Genomic DNA, 15,808 nt, shown 5'->3' with positions numbered 1-15,808 from the left:
ACGCGACGTCAGCGCAGGATGCGGAACCGCACCTGCGTCCATGCACCATCGGCCGCCAACGCGGTCAACGTGTGCTCGCCCACCTCGTCGAAATCACGCTGGAACAGTCGCGCGCCTTCGGTGCGGGCGATCCAGCGGTCGTCCAGCAACCAATCGACCGTGGTCTCATTGCCCAGCGCCCGCAGTTGCAGGCGCACGCCGTGTTCGGCATTCGGTGCGCGTGCGAGGGTGGCGCGGTCGTTCAACCCTTCGATGTGCAGGGTGCCACCGCTCTCACGCCCATCGTCGCTGCAATCCGGCGACAGGGCCGGCAACTGCGAGGCCTGGCGCTGGGCCTGCGGCAACCACGGTGACAACAGCGCCGGCCAGCGCGCGATCTCGCGCTGCTCTGCTTCGTGCGGCCGACTGCACTCGGGCGACAGCCGCAGCCCGGTGCGCGCATCCACCTGGAACCGCTGCAGACCCGGTTGCCACAGCCGCGCCTCGCGCTCGGCAAAGGTCGGCGGCACCACGCCATCCAGCACGAAGGCCGGCATCCGCCGTTGGCACAGCGTCGCTGCAGTCTGTTCGGCGAGGCCACCGGTGGGCCAGCAGATGTCGGTCTGCGCCACGCTCGCCGGCATCGGTGCCGCGCTCGCATCGCCGGCCTGGCGCGGCAGACTGTCGACCACTTCAAACATCAACGGCAGGGCGGTCACCGCACCGTATTGGCCGGGCAGCGGCGTGCCATCCGGTCGCCCGACCCAGACGCCCACCGTGTAATGCCGCGTGGTGCCGATCGCCCAGGCATCGCGGTAGCCGTAGCTGGTGCCGGTCTTCCAGGCCACGCGCGGGCGGCCGGTGACATCGAAGGTACCGGTGCCATAGCCCGGGCGTGGATTGGACTCGAGCACCTCCCGCGTGATCCACGCCGCGCCGGGCGACATCAGGCGCCGCTCGATCACCGCATCCCCGGCGGTGTAACGCACCCGCCCGGCGATGCCGTTGCGGTTGAACGCGGCGAAGGTACCGACCAGATCCTCCAGCCGCGCACCGGTGCCGCCCAGAATCAGCGACAGGTTCGGCGCACTGCCGTGGGGAAACCGCAGGTTGATGCCGGCATGCGACAGGCGTGCGGCGAAACGGGCCGAGCCGACCCGGTCGAGCAGGTCCACCGCGGGCACGTTGAGCGACAGGCGCAGGGCCGTGGCGGCACTGACCGGCCCGTTGAAGGCCGCATCGAAGTTGCCGGGGCGATAGCCGCCAAAACTCTGCGGCGCATCCACCATCAGGCTTTCGGAATGGATCAGGCCATCGTCCAGCGCCATGCCGTACAGGAACGGCTTGAGCGTGGAGCCCGGCGAGCGCCACGCCTGGACCATATCCACATGGCCCAGCCGCTGCTTGTCGCCGAAGGCCACCGAGCCGACGTACGCGCGGGCTTCCAGCGTGCGGTTGTTCACCACCAGCAGCGCCGCCGAGGTGCGCTCGGGCAGCTGCGAAAAGTACGAGGACACCCGTTCCTCCAGCGTGCGCTGCAGGCCGATATCCAGCGTGCTCTCGATCCGCGCGGCCCGTGGCTGTGCCGAACGCAGGCGCTGGGCGAGCAGTGCGGCATGCAGCGGCGGCTGCAGGGCGCGGGTGACCACCGGTTCGATGCGGGCGTCGTCGACCTCCTCGCGTGACCACACACCGAGGGACACCATGCGTTCGAGCACCTTGTCGCGCGCGCGTTGGGCCGCTTCCGGGTGGCGGTCCGGGCGCAACCGGCTGGGTGACTGCGGCAGCACCGCCAGCAACGCCGCCTCGGCGTGCGAGAGCTGCGAGGCCGGTTTGCCCAGATAGGCCCAGCTCGCCGCTTCCACGCCTTCGATGGTGCCACCGTAGGGCGCACGCTCCAGGTACAGCGCCAGGATCTGAGTCTTGCTCAGGTGCACCTCCAGCTGCACCGCGCGCAGCAGCTGCTTTGCCTTGCCCCACGGCGTGCGCGTATGCGGATCGAGAATGCGCGCGACCTGCATGGTCAGGGTTGAACCACCGGAGACGATCCGCTGCTCGAACAGCCATTGCTTGCCGGCCCGCAGCAGCCCCCACGGATTGATACCCGGATGCCGCCAGAACCAGCGGTCTTCGTAGTTCAGTAGTGCCTGCAGATACAGCGGCGACACACTGTCGGCCGAGGCCGGGTAGCGCCACACGCCGTCGGCGTCGGCGAACGCGCGCAACGGGGTGCCATCGCGTGCGACCACCAGGGTACTGGTATCACGCTGCCTGGGCAGCGGTGGCGGAAACGCGAGATCCAGCACCAGCAGCAGCGTGAGCACCGCAGCCGTACCCCAACGCAGGTACGGCAGCACACTGCGCACCGCCGACGCCCACCACCGCTTGGAAAAATGAGACGTCATGTCAGGTCAGCAACGAGGCAGGCGGGCCGTCACGCGGACGGCCCGCCCTGCGATCAGGGCTGCACCACGGTCAGCGATGCCGGGAGGCTGCGCCCTACGCCGCGCAGGTCCGGACGGTACATGTCCTCCACCAGCGGTGGCGGCACGCGGTAGGTGCCCGGCGTGACCGCACGCACCAGATAGAACACCTTGGCAGTGCTGCCACGCGAGAGTTTCAGCGCGGCCACATAGCGATCGTCGCGGAACTCTTCGTGCTTGATGTTGGCCGCATCGCCGCGGTCGTTGACGCTCAGCCCGTCGACCACCACATCGGCCCACTGCTTGGCATCGCCCAGGTTGAAGTTCTCGATCTCCAACCCGGCCGGCAGCAGATCGGTCAGCAGTGCATCGGGCATGTCCACGTTCGGGGTGACACTGACCCGCACGATCAGGGCCTCGCCTTCCTTCAGCGGACGCGGCGTCCACGGCTTGCCGTCGGTGGTGTACCAGCTGCGCTCCACGCCCAGCGTGCGGCTGTCCGGTTCGGGCGGGTTGCGCGGAATGCCGGCCACTTCCAGGCTGGCGAACATCGGCGGCTCCCCCTGCGGGGTGAAGCGCACGCCCTTGGCCAGCGCGGCGTAGTCGAAGCTGCGGCCGAACATGCGGCGCGCGGAGATGCTCTCGCTTTCGCCACCGACCACCAGTTCACCGGATACCAGCTTCTTCTGGTTGGCCGACAGCGCCTTGCCCATGCGAGCCAGCGCCACCTGCTCCTGGGTGCTCAGCCACATCCAGCCACTGTTGCGGCGGGCGTCCAGCGCGCGGCCGAGATCGACCGCACGTGCATCGTAGGCGGGCTTGGACAGCTTGCGCTCGTGCAGCAGCGCGATCATCAACGCGTCATCGCGCACCGCGCTGCCGTAATCGCCGAAGTAGGCCGGACGGTCGTCCGCGCGCTTGGCGAAGCCGGCGGCAATGGCCGCATCGCCGCGCTTGTGATCGCCCTGCAGCGACAGTGCGATGCCCAGGTGCACCAGCGACAGGCCGGTCAGCGACTTGCTGCGCTCGTTGTCGTACAGCGCGCGCAGGGTCCCCAGCGGTGCACGGTTGACCCGTGCCAGCACGTAGCCCGAATACGCCTGGTTGGCGAACTTCAGGTTCTCGCGGCGGTCCTCGCCATAGAACTGGTTGCCACCGGAGAGCAGGTCTTCGCTCAGCCGGTTCAGTGCCTTCTGCAGCACGTTGTCCGGCACGGCGAAGCCGGCGTCCTTGGCGTCGAGCAGGAACTCGGCAATGTACGGCGTCAGCCAAGGATTGATGTAGCCGTCGTCGCCCCACATCGAGAAGTTGCCGTTGGCGACCTGCATCGAGGCCAGGCGGCCGAAGGCCCCTTCCATGCGCTCACGGCGGGTCTTGGCATCCAGCCCGTCCGCTCCGAGCATGGCCGAGGTCGCTTCATCCAGCATCAGCGCGGCGTAGCCCTTGCTGGTGGTCTGCTCGGCGCAGCCATACGGATAGTTGAGTGCGCCGTTCAAGGCACTGGCGAACGGAATCGGCGGCAGCGCGCTGACCAGCATGCGCGCCGTCACCGAGTCGTTCATCAGGCCATCGGCGAGCCCGGCTTCCATCGTGACCGCGGCCAGCGGATCCAGCGTGCGGGTCTGTGCGCGCAGTACCTGCGGCCACGCCGCGCGCACCGGCAGGTCATAGCGGCGATCGACCTTGAAGCCGTTGCCGTCCACGCGTACGCGCACCTTGGCTACCGTGTAGCCCTCGCGCGCGGTCAGCGGGAAGCTCAGCGTGCTCTTGGCGTCGGCGTTGAGCTTGAGCGTGCGGCTGGACTCGCCCAGGGTGAGCGGCCCGATGCCATCGACCTGCACCTTGAACTCGCCCGGCGTGCCGGTGAAGTTCTGCACGTCCAGGGTCACGGTGCTGGTGTCGCCGGGCGCCATCACGCGCGGCATGCTCGCCTCGGCCAGGATCGGCGCGCGCACCACGGTCTCCACGTCACGCTTGCCGTACTGGTCATCGGCATACACCAGCGCCGAGACGCGCAGGGTGCCGTTGAAATCCGGCACCTTCAGCGCGACCCGGGCGATGCCCTTGGCATCGAGCTTCACCGGGCCGGAGAACAGATCGACCGTCTGCACGCGCGCGGTCGGGCGCTTGGCCTGCGGCATCGCCGCCAGTGCCATGTCGCCGCCGAACTTCAACTTGCCGCTGCTGCCGTCGAAGCTTTCGATCACGCGGCTGTAGATGTCATAGGCATCCACACCCAGGCGGCGCTGCGCGAAGAAGTGCGCGGCGGCATCGGGCACCGGGAAGCGGGTGATGTTGAGAATGCCCACATCCACCGCCGAGACGGTCACATGCGCGACCTTGCCGGCCAGCTGCGGGGCACTCACGGTGACCGGCAGCGTCTGCTCCGGACGCATCTGCTTGGGTGCAACCAGGCCGACCGCGATCTGGCGTGCCTTGCGGTCCATCGGCACATGCACCACGCCGACCGCACGGGCCGGGGTGATCTTGCTCGGGGCACTGCCGCCACGGAACACCAGCGCGGTGATGTAGACGTCGTGGCGTTCCCACTCGGCCGTGACCGGAATGTCGTAGGTGCTGCCCGGCTTGGCGTCGATATCCTGGACGTAGAGCATCTTGTCGCTCTCGACCATCAGCACGCCCTTGCCGGCATGCGGCGGGGTCACGGTGACGCGCACGGTATCGCCGGCCTTGTAGCCGGTCTTGTCCAGGGCCAGCTTGACCTTGTCCGGGCGCGCATCCAGGCCGCGGTTTTCGTCGTTCCAGCTCCAGCCGGCGTTGAACGGATAGCGGCTGGTCAGCCCGGTGGCCGGGTCGAACACGTCCAGCCGGTACTCGCCCCACTCCACCGGGAAATCAACTCCGACCGCGGCACTGCCGGCGTCGACGGTACGGGTGTCCTTGTTCTCGAAGCGACGGGTGAAGTCGTAATCCCAGCGGTTGTCGTTGAAGGTCCAGTGATAGTCGCGCAGCTCGCGCACCAGCGTGACCTTCAGGCCCTTGGCCGGCTGCGGCTTGCCCGCCGCGTCCACGCGCATCAGTTCGAAGCGCGCATTACTGTTGGCATCGGCGCCGTCCTTGGGATCGAACAGCGGACGCACGCCCACCAAGGCGGCTGCTGGCCACATCACCCGCTTCAGGGTGCGGGTCACCGTGCGGCCACCGGTTTCATACACGCTGCCGGACAGTACGACGGCGATCGGCGCGGTCGGCTTGACCTCGGCCGGCAGCTCCACGTCCTGGCGCAGCTTGCCGTCGGCCGGGAACTCGGTATCGATGACGTCACGCGCCTCGCGCGGCAGCGCGGTGGTCGGGTCGCCGAAGAAATAGCCCGGCAGGGACTCGACCGGCGACTGCTCGGCCGCCACGGCCAACCGTGCGGTGAAGCGGTTGCCGTCGGCCGGCGCACCGTACAGATACGCGGCATCGGCCTGCAGCTTGAGCGGCTCGCCCGGCTTGAGCGTCTTCTGGGCGCTGTCCAGGTCCAGCTTCATGCGCTCGGGCAGGAATTCCTCGATGCGCAGGGTCATGCCCTGGATCGCTTCCTTGCTGGCCGGGTTGGTGCGGAACTCCACCTGCCAGCGCCCGGTCGGGGCCTCGGCCGGAATCAGCTGTTCGAAGCTGAAGTAGCCCTGCTCGCCCGGGGTCAGGCGGGTCTCGCGGAAGGTCTTGCCGTCCGGCTGCTTCAGGCGCAGGAACACGGGCTGAGGCTTGACCGGCTTGCCGTCGTTGTCACGCAGCAGGGCGGAGATGCGCACGGTCTCGCCCGGGCGGTACAGATCGCGGCCCGACCAGGTGAACACGTCGAACCAGGCGTTGTCGCGCCCGGCCACGGCGAACTCGCTCAGGTCCAGCGCGGGCTGATTGAACGGCAGCATCGAGGTGTCACCGCCACTGCTGGCGATCAGCACGTGGCTGGCATCGAGGGTGTAGTTGAGCAGCGCGTTGCCATTGCCGTCGGTCGCGCCCTTGAGCACCACCTCGCCTTTTCCATCCAGGATGCGCAGCTCGATTTTCTTCAGCGACGCCCCGCTCTGCAGCGAGGCGGTGTGCACGAACAGTTTGTCCTTGTAGGCGCGCGTATGCAGGCCGATGTCGCTGACGGTGAAGAAGGCGGTGTCGTACTCGCCTTCGAACGAACCGCTGCGCTTCATCACCGCGAAGTACAGGCCCGGCTGCTGCAGCTCCTTGATGTCCTGGGTCGGCAGGTAGGTGAGCACGCGCTCGTTCTGCTTGCCCCCGATCACGAAGCGGTTGACGTAGACCGGCTCGGCCAGCTGCGACATCGGCGTCTTGTCGCCGTAGTCGCTGTCCAGCTCCCAGCTGCCGCGGCGGCCGCCGCGCTGGTACTGGCTGAAGAAGTTCGGCAGTTCCTTCTCGCGCACGCGCAGGAACTCCACGTCCACTTCGGGCACGTTGACCGAGACCACCGGCAGGCCGCGGCTGTCCTTGGCCGGCAGCACGCTGCCCTGCGAGGCGAACCCGGCCACCGGCTTGAGCTCGCCGGTGAAGACCTTCTGGCGCAGCTCCTTGCCGATCCGGCTGCCATCGGCGGCGAGCAGATCGGGGGAGACGATCAGCGAGTATTCCTTGGCCGCCTCCACGAACGGATAGCGCAGGGTCTTGCCGTCATCGGACAGCGACCAGCTGCTGTCCTCGGTGCCGACCTTCTCGGCGAAACGGACCAGCGCGTCGAAATCCTGGGTGCCGACCAGCGGGCGCGAGAACTCCAGCGCCAGCGACAGGCCGTCACTTTTCTGATCGGGGTAGGCCCGGACCAGAGTGAACTCGGTGATGGCCTCGGCCTTGGCCGCGATCGGTGCGCCGGAGGGGGCTGGCAGCTGGCCACTGTCGTTGCGCTTGCAGCCCCCGACGCCGATGGCCAGGCCGGCGACCAGCGCCAGGCCTGCGATTCCCTTCCAGCTCCACTGCCCGAACCGACTGCGGCTAGCCATGACGTCACTCCTTGAACAAGGCGGCCAGTATACGGGCCGTCCCGGTCCGTCCGGGGGGCGGGGAGCCCTGCCAGTGCGGGCGTCATGGTGGGCGGGCAGGTGCGCGGCGAGAGGCAGCGAAGGGCAGCCGACCAACGGTCGGCTCTACGTGGCGAGGTAGAGGTCCACGTACTCGTGGACGGGCATTGCCTCCAGCGCGACCGGGTCCAGCGAGGCCTCGAGGATCCGGCGCTGCTGCACGGTCGGGAACACCCCGGCCAGGTGCCGGCGGAACTTGTCCTCCAGCAGCGGGATGCCCTCGGCCCGGCGCCGGGCGTGGCCCAGCGGGTACTCGACGACCGCCTCCATCGTGCTGCCGTCGGCGAAGGTGACGTGCAGCGCGTTGGCGATGCTGCGTTTGTCCGGGTCCAGGTAGTCGGCGGTGAACTTCGGGTCTTCCACGCAGGTGATCTTCGCCCGCAGCGGATCGATGCGCGGATCGGCAGCGACGTCATCCTCGTAGTCCTCGGCGACCAGGCGGCCGAAGATCAGCCCGATCGCCACCATGTACTGCACGCAGTGGTCGCGGTCGGCCGGGTTATGCAGCGGGCCAGGCTTGTCGATGATGCGCAGGCAGGCCTGCTGGGTGCGCAGGGTGATCTGCGCGATGTCCTCGCTGCGTTTTCCGGTGGCGCGCATCTGCGCATGCAGCTGCATCGCCGCTTCGACCGCGGTCTGCCCATGGAACTCGGCCGGATAGCTGATCTTGAACAGCACGTTCTCCATCACGTAGCTGCCGTACGGCCGCTGGAAGCGGAACGGCTGCCCGCCGAAGGAGACATCGTAGAAGCCCCAGGTCGGCGCGGTCAGCGCACTCGGGTAGCCCATCTCCCCGGCCGCGGCCATCAGCGACAGGCGCACCGCACGGCTGGTGGCGTCGCCCGCCGCCCAGCTCTTGCGCGAGCCGGTGTTGGGCGCGTGCCGGTACGTGCGCAGCGACTGCCCATCCACCCACGCCAGCGACACGGCATTGAGCATGCGCTCGCGATCCAGGCCGAGCATGTGCGACACGACCGCCGTGGAGGCCACCTTGACCAGCACCACATGATCCAGCCCGACCCGGTTGAAGGCGTTCTCCAGCGCCAGGCAGCCCTGGATCTCATGCGCCTTGACCATCGCGGCGAGCACATCACGCATGGTCAGCGGGGCGCGCCGCAGCGCCTCGGCATTGCGGCTGAGCCAATCGGCCGTGGCGAGGATGCCGCCGAGATTGTCGGAGGGGTGCCCCCACTCCGCCGCCAGCCAGGTGTCGTTGAAATCCAGCCAGCGGATCATCGCACCGATGTTGAAGGCCGCCTGCACCGGGTCGAGCTCGAACCGGGTGCCGGGCACGCGTGCCCCGTTGATCACGCGCATGCCCGGCACCACCGGCCCGAGCAGCTTGCTGCAGGCCGGGAACGAGAGCGCGGCCAGCCCGCAGCCCAGCGTATCGATCAGGCAGTGCCGCGCGGTGGTATACGCCAGCGGCGAGCTGACCTGGTAGTCGCGGGCGTAATCGACGATGTCGGTCAGGACCGTGTCCCACGGTGGGCGCTGGTTGCTGTGGCTGTCATGACCGGACATCGTGATGCTCCTGTTGGGGGTTACAAGGTCGTCGCGGGCACCCGTACGGCACCGTCCATCAGTACGCGGGCACTGCGGCTCATGATGGCCTTGGTGACCGTCCACTGACCGTCAACGAGGGCCGCCTGCGCGCCCACGCGCAAGGTGCCCGAGGGATGACCGAAGCTCACCGATTCGCGCTCGCCGCCCCCGGCGGCCAGGTTCACCAGGGTGCCCGGGATCGCGGCGGCGGTACCGATGGCGACTGCGGCAGTGCCCATCATCGCGTGGTGCAGCTTGCCCATGGACAACGCGCGTGCGTGCAGATCGATATCACCGGCCGCGATCTGCTTGCCGCTGGAGGACACGTAGTCCTGCGCCGGGGCGACGAACGCGACCTTCGGCGTGTGCTGGCGGGTCGCTGCCTGCTCGATGGTCTCGATCAGCCCCATGCGCACCGCGCCGTGGGCGCGGATCGCCTCGAAGCGGGCCAGTGCGGCCTTGTCCTCGTTGATCGCCGGCTGCAGTTCGGTGCCGGTGTAGCCCAGGTCGGCCGCGTTGAGGAAGATGGTGGGAATGCCGGCGGTGATCATCGTCACCTGGAAGCTGCCCATGCCGGGTACGTCGAGCGTATCGACCAGGTTACCGGTCGGGAACATCGCCCCGCCCTCGCCATCGTCGGACGGGTCGAGGAACTCCAGCTGGATCTCCGCCGCCGGGAAGGTCACCCCGTCCAACTCGAAATCGCCATCCTCCTGCACCTGGCCGTCCACGATCGGCACATGCGCCAGGATGGTCTTGCCGATATTGGCCTGCCAGATCCGCACGGTGCACAAACCGTTGTGCGGGATCCGGGCCGGGTCAATCAGTCCGTTGCTGATCGCGAACGGGCCGACCGCGGTGCTGAGGTTGCCGCAGTTGCCGCTCCAGTCGACGAAGGCGGTCTCGATCGAGACCTGGCCGTACAGGTAGTCCACGTCGTGATCCGGCACCGACGGCGCGGAAATGATCACGCACTTGCTGGTGCTGGAGGTCGCGCCGCCCATGCCATCGGTGTGTTTGGCATACGGATCGGGCGAGCCGATCACGCGCATCAGCAGCGCATCGCGCGCCGGACCAGGCACCTGCGCAGCGGCAGGCAGGTCGGTCAGCTTGAAGAACACGCCCTTGCTGGTGCCGCCGCGCAGGTAGGTGGCGGGAATGCGGAGTTGCGGGAGATGGGTCATGACGTTGAGCGCTCTGCCAGGTTGAAGTGAACTCGACCACGCCACGCGGCGCCCATCCGGTAACGGATGTGCATCAGAGCGAGTCCAGGACCAGCGCGTCGAGTCCGCGCCGGGCATTCCAGATGCGGATCACCTGGATCCGCGCAGCGTGTTCGATGTAGTAGACAAGATGGTCGTCAAAATGACGTATCGGATGGAACCGCAACAGTGTTCCCGTTGTCGCCAACAGCTCCGCGTGCCGCGTCGATCCCGCGCCAGGATGCCGTTCGAGCATGCCGACCGTGGCTTCCAGCGCGTCAATGAAGCTCAGTTCCAGCGTTGTGCCACCGTGCTGTGCGTACCACGCGGCCGCGTCATCAGCGTCCTGCACCGCCAGGGGATGCCACCGCGCACGCGTCATTTCCCCGCGCGCGCCCGTGCACGTTTCCGCATCTGCTCAAAATGACCGGGCTCAAGCGAGGCCGCAGGTCCGGATGCAAGACCGTCGGCGATCAACTGCCGCAAGAGGTCCTCAGCCTTGCGACGCTGGCGTTGGCGAATGAGATCACGCACGTAGTCGGAGGTGCTGGAATACCCTCCTTCGCTGACTTCCTCATCGACGAACTGCTTGAGTGGGTCGGTGAGCGAGATGTTCATGGTGGCCATGTAGAGCCCTCTTGGCAATTTTTGCCATCAAAGTGTGCGCCTGCGGCCCCACGGCCGCAAGCGCATGCTGTTCATGCGTCACATCACCTGCGCCGATTCCAGGAAGTCCTGGGCGAACCGCTGCAGCACGCCGCCGGCCTCGTAGATCGAGACTTCTTCAGCGGTATCCAGGCGGCAGGTGACCGGCACCCGCAGCTGTTCACCGTTGCGGCGATGAATGACCAGGGTCAGCTCGGCACGCGGCACACGCTCGCCGAGCACGTCGAAGGTCTCGGTGCCGTCGATGCCCAGCGTCTTGCGGTTCACGCCTTCCTTGAACTCCAGCGGCAACACGCCCATGCCGATCAGGTTGGTGCGGTGGATGCGCTCGAAGCCTTCGGCCGCGATCGCTTCCACACCGGCCAGGCGCACGCCCTTGGCGGCCCAGTCACGCGAGCTGCCCTGGCCGTAGTCGGCACCGGCGATGATGATCAGCGGCTGCTTGCGGTCCATATAGGTTTCGATCGCTTCCCACATGCGTGTGACCTCGCCTTCGGGCTCCACGCGCGCCAGCGACCCCTGCTTGACCTGGCCATCAACCACGGCCATTTCGTTGATCAGCTTCGGGTTGGCGAACGTCGCACGCTGCGCGGTGAGATGGTCGCCACGGTGGGTCGCATAGGAATTGAAGTCTTCCTCGGGCAGGCCCATCTTGGCCAGGTACTCACCGGCCGCGCTGCTGGCCATGATCGCGTTGGAAGGCGACAGATGGTCTGTCGTGATGTTGTCGCCCAGCACCGCCAGCGGGCGCATGCCGGTGAGGCTGCGGGCACCGGCCAGCGCGCCTTCCCAGTACGGCGGGCGGCGGATGTAGGTGCTCTGCGGGCGCCAGTCGTACAGCGGGCTGATCGGTGCGCCATGTTCCACCTTGAAGGTGAACATCGGGTCGTAGACCTTGCGGAACTGCTCCGGCTTGACGCAGGCCTTGACCACCGCGTCGATCTCGGCATCGCTCGGCCACAGGTCCTTCAGCGTGATCGGGTTGCCGTCGGCGTCATGGCCGAGCGCGTCCTTTTCGATATCGAAGCGCACCGTACCGGCGATCGCATACGCGACCACCAGCGGCGGCGAGGCCAGGAACGCCTGCTTGGCGTACGGATGGATGCGGCCGTCGAAGTTGCGGTTGCCCGAAAGCACGGCGGTGGCATACAGGTCGCGGTCGATCACTTCCTGCTGGATCTTCGGGTCCAGCGCGCCACTCATGCCGTTGCAGGTGGTGCAGGCGAAGGCCACGATGCCAAAGCCCATCTGCTCCAGTTCGGTCAGCAGGCCGGCTTCTTCCAGATACAGCTGCACGGCCTTGGAGCCGGGCGCCAGCGAGCTTTTCACCCACGGCTTGCGGGTCAGCCCGGCGCGGTTGGCATTGCGGGCCAGCAAGGCGGCGGAGATGACGTTGCGCGGGTTGCTGGTGTTGGTGCAGCTGGTGATCGCGGCGATGATCACGGCGCCATCGGGCATCAGACCATCGGCCTGTTCCTGCTTGCCCGAGGCCAGCTTGCCTTCGTCGGCGATGCCGCGCGCGGCCAGGTCGGTGGTCGCCACACGCTTGTGCGGATTCGACGGGCCGGCCATGTTGCGCACCACGCTGGACAGGTCGAACTGCAGCACGCGCTCGTACTGCGCGGTGACCAGATCATCGGCCCACAGGCCGGTGGCCTTGGCGTAGGTTTCCACGAGTGCGACCTGGGTGTCTTCGCGGCCGGTCAGGCGCAGGTAATCCAGGGTCTGCTGGTCGATGTAGAACATCGCCGCAGTGGCGCCGAACTCCGGCGTCATGTTGGAAATGGTGGCGCGGTCGCCGATGGTCAGCGCATTGGCGCCCTCGCCGTAGAACTCGATCCACGCCCCGACCACGCGCTCCTTGCGCAGGAACTCGGTCAGCGCCAGCACCACGTCGGTGCAGGTGATGCCCGGCTGCGGGCGACCGGTGAGTTCCACGCCGATGATGTCGGGCAGCCGCATCCACGAGGCACGGCCGAGCATCACGCTCTCCGCTTCCAGGCCGCCCACGCCGATCGCGATCACGCCCAGCGCGTCCACGTGCGGGGTGTGGCTGTCGGTGCCCACGCAGGTATCGGGGAAGGCCACCCCGTCGCGCACCTGCACGACCGGCGACATCTTCTCCAGATTGATCTGATGCATGATCCCGTTGCCCGGCGGAATCACGTCGACGTTCTTGAACGCCTTCTTGGTCCAGTTGATGAAGTGGAACCGGTCTTCATTGCGGCGGTCTTCGACGGCGCGGTTCTTCTCGAACGCGGCCTTGTCGAAGCCCGGGAATTCCACCGCCAGCGAGTGATCCACGATCAGCTGGGTCGGCACCACCGGGTTGATCTGCGCCGGGTCGCCGCCGGCATCGGCGATGGCATCGCGCAGGCCGGCCAGATCGACCAGGGCGGTCTGGCCCAGAATGTCATGGCACACCACACGCGCCGGGAACCACGGGAAATCCAGGTTCTGGCGGCGCTCGATCAGCTGGCGCAGCGAGGCCTCCAGCGTTGCCGGGTCGCAGCGGCGCACCAGGTTTTCGGCCAGCACGCGCGAGGTGTACGGCAGCGTGGCATAGGCACCGGGCTGGATCGCATCGACCGCGGCACGGGTATCGAAATAGTCCAGCGCGGTGCCGGGGAGGTTCTTGCGGTACTGAGTATTCATGGCTGGCGATAGCTGCTTGTTGGCGGGCCGGGGCGTCGTGACACCGGCGAAGAAGGAGTAGCGACGCCGCAACGGAGCAGACCGGCATCGCGCCGGCCTGTTCCGCAAAGCACCCGCGAACGGGTGCGGTACGTCGGTCTTACTTGCGCTGGTCGATCGGCACGAAGGCCTGGTCTTCCGGGCCGGTGTAGTTCGCGCTCGGGCGGATGATCTTGCCGTCGATGCGCTGCTCGATGATGTGCGCGCTCCAACCGGAGGTACGCGCGATCACGAACAGCGGGGTGAACATCGCCGTCGGCACGCCCATCATGTGATAGCTGACCGCGCTGAACCAATCCAGGTTCGGGAACATCTTCTTGATGTCCCACATCACCGATTCCAGACGCTCGGCGATGTCGTACATCTTGACGTTCTGCTGCTCGGCGGACAGGTCGCGCGCGACCTCCTTGATGATGTTGTTGCGCGGGTCGCTGACGGTGTAGACCGGGTGGCCGAAACCGATCACGACCTCCTTGCGCTCCACGCGGGCCTTGATGTCGGCCTCGGCATCATCCGGGCTGTCGTAGCGCTTCTGCACTTCGAAGGCCACTTCATTGGCGCCGCCGTGCTTGGGACCGCGCAGGGCACCGATACCGCCGGTGATCGCGCTGTACATGTCGCTGCCGGTGCCGGCGATGACGCGGCAGGCGAACGTCGAGGCGTTGAACTCGTGCTCGGCGTACAGGATCAGCGAGGTGTGCATCGCCTTGACCCACGAATCCTGCGGCTTCTCACCGTGCAGCAGGTGCAGGAAGTGGCCACCGATGGAGTCGTCGTCGGTTTCCACGTCGATCGCACGACCGTTGTGGCTCCAGTGGTACCAGTACAGCAGCATCGAGCCCAGGCAGGCCATCAGCTTGTCGGCGATGTCGCGCGCGCCCGGATGGTTGTGGTCATCTTTCTCCGGCGACACGCAGCCCAGCACGGAGACGCCGGTGCGCATCACGTCCATCGGGTGCGCCGACGGCGGCAGTTCTTCCAGCGCGGCCTTGACCGCGGCCGGGATGCCACGCAGCGACTTCAGCTTGGTCTTGTAGGCGACCAGCTCGGCGCGGGTCGGCAGCTTGCCGTGGACCAGCAGATGCGCGATCTCCTCGAACTCGCTGCTGTTGGCCAGATCGGCGATGTCATACCCGCGGTAGTGCAGGTCGTTGCCGCTGCGGCCGACGGTGCACAGCGCGGTGTTGCCGGCGGCGGTGCCCGACAGGGCGACGGATTTCTTCGGCTTGAAGCCGGGGGCGGTAGTGGTGTCGCTCATGATCCCTCCAGAAAACTAGTGTGCGGTCTTACTTCTTGGCGGCGAACAACGCATCGAGCTGCTGCTCGAAGGCGTGGTAACCGATACGGTCGTAGAGTTCCTCGCGGGTCTGCATCGCCTCCACCACATTACGCTGGTGGCCCTCGCGGCGAATGGTCTCATACACGTTCTCGGCCGCCTTGTTGGCAGCACGGAACGCGGACAGGGGGAACAGCTGGATGGCGACGCCGGCCGAAGCCAGTTCATCGCGGCTGAACAGCGGCGTGGCACCGAACTCGGTGATGTTGGCCAGCACCGGCACCTTCACCGCATCGACGAAGCGGCGGTAGGTGTCCAGATCGTAGGCGGCCTCGGCGAAGATGCCGTCGGCACCGGCCTCGACGCAGGCGATGGCGCGCTCGATCGCGGCATCCACACCGTCCACCTGGATGGCATCGGTGCGCGCGATCAGGAAGAAGTCCGGATCGGTCTTGGCATCGGCGGCGGCCTTGACCCGATCCACCATCTCGCCCTGCGACACGATCTCCTTGCCCGGCCGGTGACCGCAGCGCTTGGCGCCGACCTGGTCTTCGATATGGCAGGCAGCCGCGCCGGCCTTGATCAGCGACTTGACGGTGCGCGCGATGTTGAACGCGCTCGGGCCGAACCCGGTGTCGATGTCCACCATCAGCGGCAGGTCGCACACATCGGTGATGCGGCGCACGTCGATCAGCACGTCTTCCAGGGTGTTGATGCCCAGGTCCGGCAGGCCCAGCGAGCCGGCCGCGACGCCGCCGCCGGACAGGTAGATGGCCCGGTAACCGGCACGCTTGGCCAGCAGCGCGTGGTTGGCGTTGATTGCACCGATCACCTGCAACGGGGATTCGGCGGCCAGTGCGGCGCGGAAACGGGCGCCAGCGGAGGAAACAGGGGTGCTCATGCGGCATTCCATCGTGGTTGACCGGTGGATGAGCGCAAGGGCCGTGCCAGCTCGCAAGTGGCTGATTTCATTGATTCAACACCGTCACG

9 protein-coding genes are annotated in these 15,808 nt (G+C 67.3%); all 9 read right to left on the bottom strand.

The features are described 5' to 3' along the window. Positions 1 to 8 precede the first annotated feature (8 nt). Positions 9 to 2,384, bottom strand: a complete 2,376-nt coding sequence (pbpC, locus tag ORK51_RS12295) for a penicillin-binding protein 1C (RefSeq protein WP_266085072.1) — start codon at positions 2,382 to 2,384, stop codon at positions 9 to 11. Between the two features lie 53 nt (positions 2,385 to 2,437). Further along, a complete protein-coding gene (locus ORK51_RS12290) occupies positions 2,438 to 7,357 on the bottom strand; it encodes an alpha-2-macroglobulin family protein (RefSeq protein WP_266085071.1) in 4,920 nt (1,639 codons plus the stop codon). 144 nt (positions 7,358 to 7,501) lie between these two features. Continuing rightward, positions 7,502 to 8,959 (bottom strand): bifunctional 2-methylcitrate dehydratase/aconitate hydratase, encoded by a 1,458-nt coding sequence (locus tag ORK51_RS12285; RefSeq protein ID WP_070425702.1) that lies wholly within the window; start codon positions 8,957 to 8,959, stop codon positions 7,502 to 7,504. 20 nt (positions 8,960 to 8,979) lie between these two features. Beyond that, positions 8,980 to 10,164 (bottom strand): 2-methylaconitate cis-trans isomerase PrpF, encoded by a 1,185-nt coding sequence (gene prpF, locus ORK51_RS12280; RefSeq protein WP_070425703.1) that lies wholly within the window; start codon positions 10,162 to 10,164, stop codon positions 8,980 to 8,982. Between the two features lie 73 nt (positions 10,165 to 10,237). Then, complete coding sequence (locus tag ORK51_RS12275; protein WP_261997153.1) at positions 10,238 to 10,564, bottom strand: type II toxin-antitoxin system RelE/ParE family toxin; 327 nt, start codon at positions 10,562 to 10,564, stop codon at positions 10,238 to 10,240. Next, a complete protein-coding gene (locus ORK51_RS12270; RefSeq protein WP_266085070.1) occupies positions 10,561 to 10,809 on the bottom strand; it encodes a type II toxin-antitoxin system ParD family antitoxin in 249 nt (82 codons plus the stop codon). Before ORK51_RS12270 ends, ORK51_RS12275 begins: the two co-directional genes overlap by 4 nt. 78 nt (positions 10,810 to 10,887) lie before the next feature. Then, positions 10,888 to 13,503 (bottom strand): Fe/S-dependent 2-methylisocitrate dehydratase AcnD, encoded by a 2,616-nt coding sequence (gene acnD / locus ORK51_RS12265; RefSeq protein ID WP_266085069.1) that lies wholly within the window; start codon positions 13,501 to 13,503, stop codon positions 10,888 to 10,890. A gap of 139 nt (positions 13,504 to 13,642) precedes the next feature. Then, the gene (prpC, locus tag ORK51_RS12260; protein WP_070425707.1) at positions 13,643 to 14,800 is read right to left on the bottom strand and encodes a bifunctional 2-methylcitrate synthase/citrate synthase; all 1,158 of its coding nucleotides are present in this window, start codon (positions 14,798 to 14,800) and stop codon (positions 13,643 to 13,645) included. A 28-nt stretch (positions 14,801 to 14,828) separates the two neighbouring features. Then, complete coding sequence (gene prpB, locus ORK51_RS12255) at positions 14,829 to 15,719, bottom strand: methylisocitrate lyase (protein ID WP_070425708.1); 891 nt, start codon at positions 15,717 to 15,719, stop codon at positions 14,829 to 14,831. Between the last annotated feature and the right edge of the window lie 89 nt (positions 15,720 to 15,808).

The organism is Stenotrophomonas sp. RIT-551 (genome assembly GCF_026241915.1).
GTDB classification, from domain to species: domain Bacteria; phylum Pseudomonadota; class Gammaproteobacteria; order Xanthomonadales; family Xanthomonadaceae; genus Stenotrophomonas; species Stenotrophomonas bentonitica_A.
The sequence above is the reverse complement of the archived record's forward strand: the minus strand, read 5'-3'. Positions and strand labels throughout refer to the sequence as shown.

Coding starts and splice junctions, on each gene's coding strand:
- prpB (WP_070425708.1), bottom strand. CDS start 15,719: ATGAGCACCCCTGTTTCCTCCGCTGGCGCCCGTTTCCGCGCCGCACTG.
- pbpC (WP_266085072.1), bottom strand. CDS start 2,384: ATGACGTCTCATTTTTCCAAGCGGTGGTGGGCGTCGGCGGTGCGCAGT.
- prpF (WP_070425703.1), bottom strand. CDS start 10,164: ATGACCCATCTCCCGCAACTCCGCATTCCCGCCACCTACCTGCGCGGC.
- ORK51_RS12275 (WP_261997153.1), bottom strand. CDS start 10,564: ATGACGCGTGCGCGGTGGCATCCCCTGGCGGTGCAGGACGCTGATGAC.
- ORK51_RS12285 (WP_070425702.1), bottom strand. CDS start 8,959: ATGTCCGGTCATGACAGCCACAGCAACCAGCGCCCACCGTGGGACACG.
- ORK51_RS12270 (WP_266085070.1), bottom strand. CDS start 10,809: ATGGCCACCATGAACATCTCGCTCACCGACCCACTCAAGCAGTTCGTC.
- ORK51_RS12290 (WP_266085071.1), bottom strand. CDS start 7,357: ATGGCTAGCCGCAGTCGGTTCGGGCAGTGGAGCTGGAAGGGAATCGCA.
- acnD (WP_266085069.1), bottom strand. CDS start 13,503: ATGAATACTCAGTACCGCAAGAACCTCCCCGGCACCGCGCTGGACTAT.
- prpC (WP_070425707.1), bottom strand. CDS start 14,800: ATGAGCGACACCACTACCGCCCCCGGCTTCAAGCCGAAGAAATCCGTC.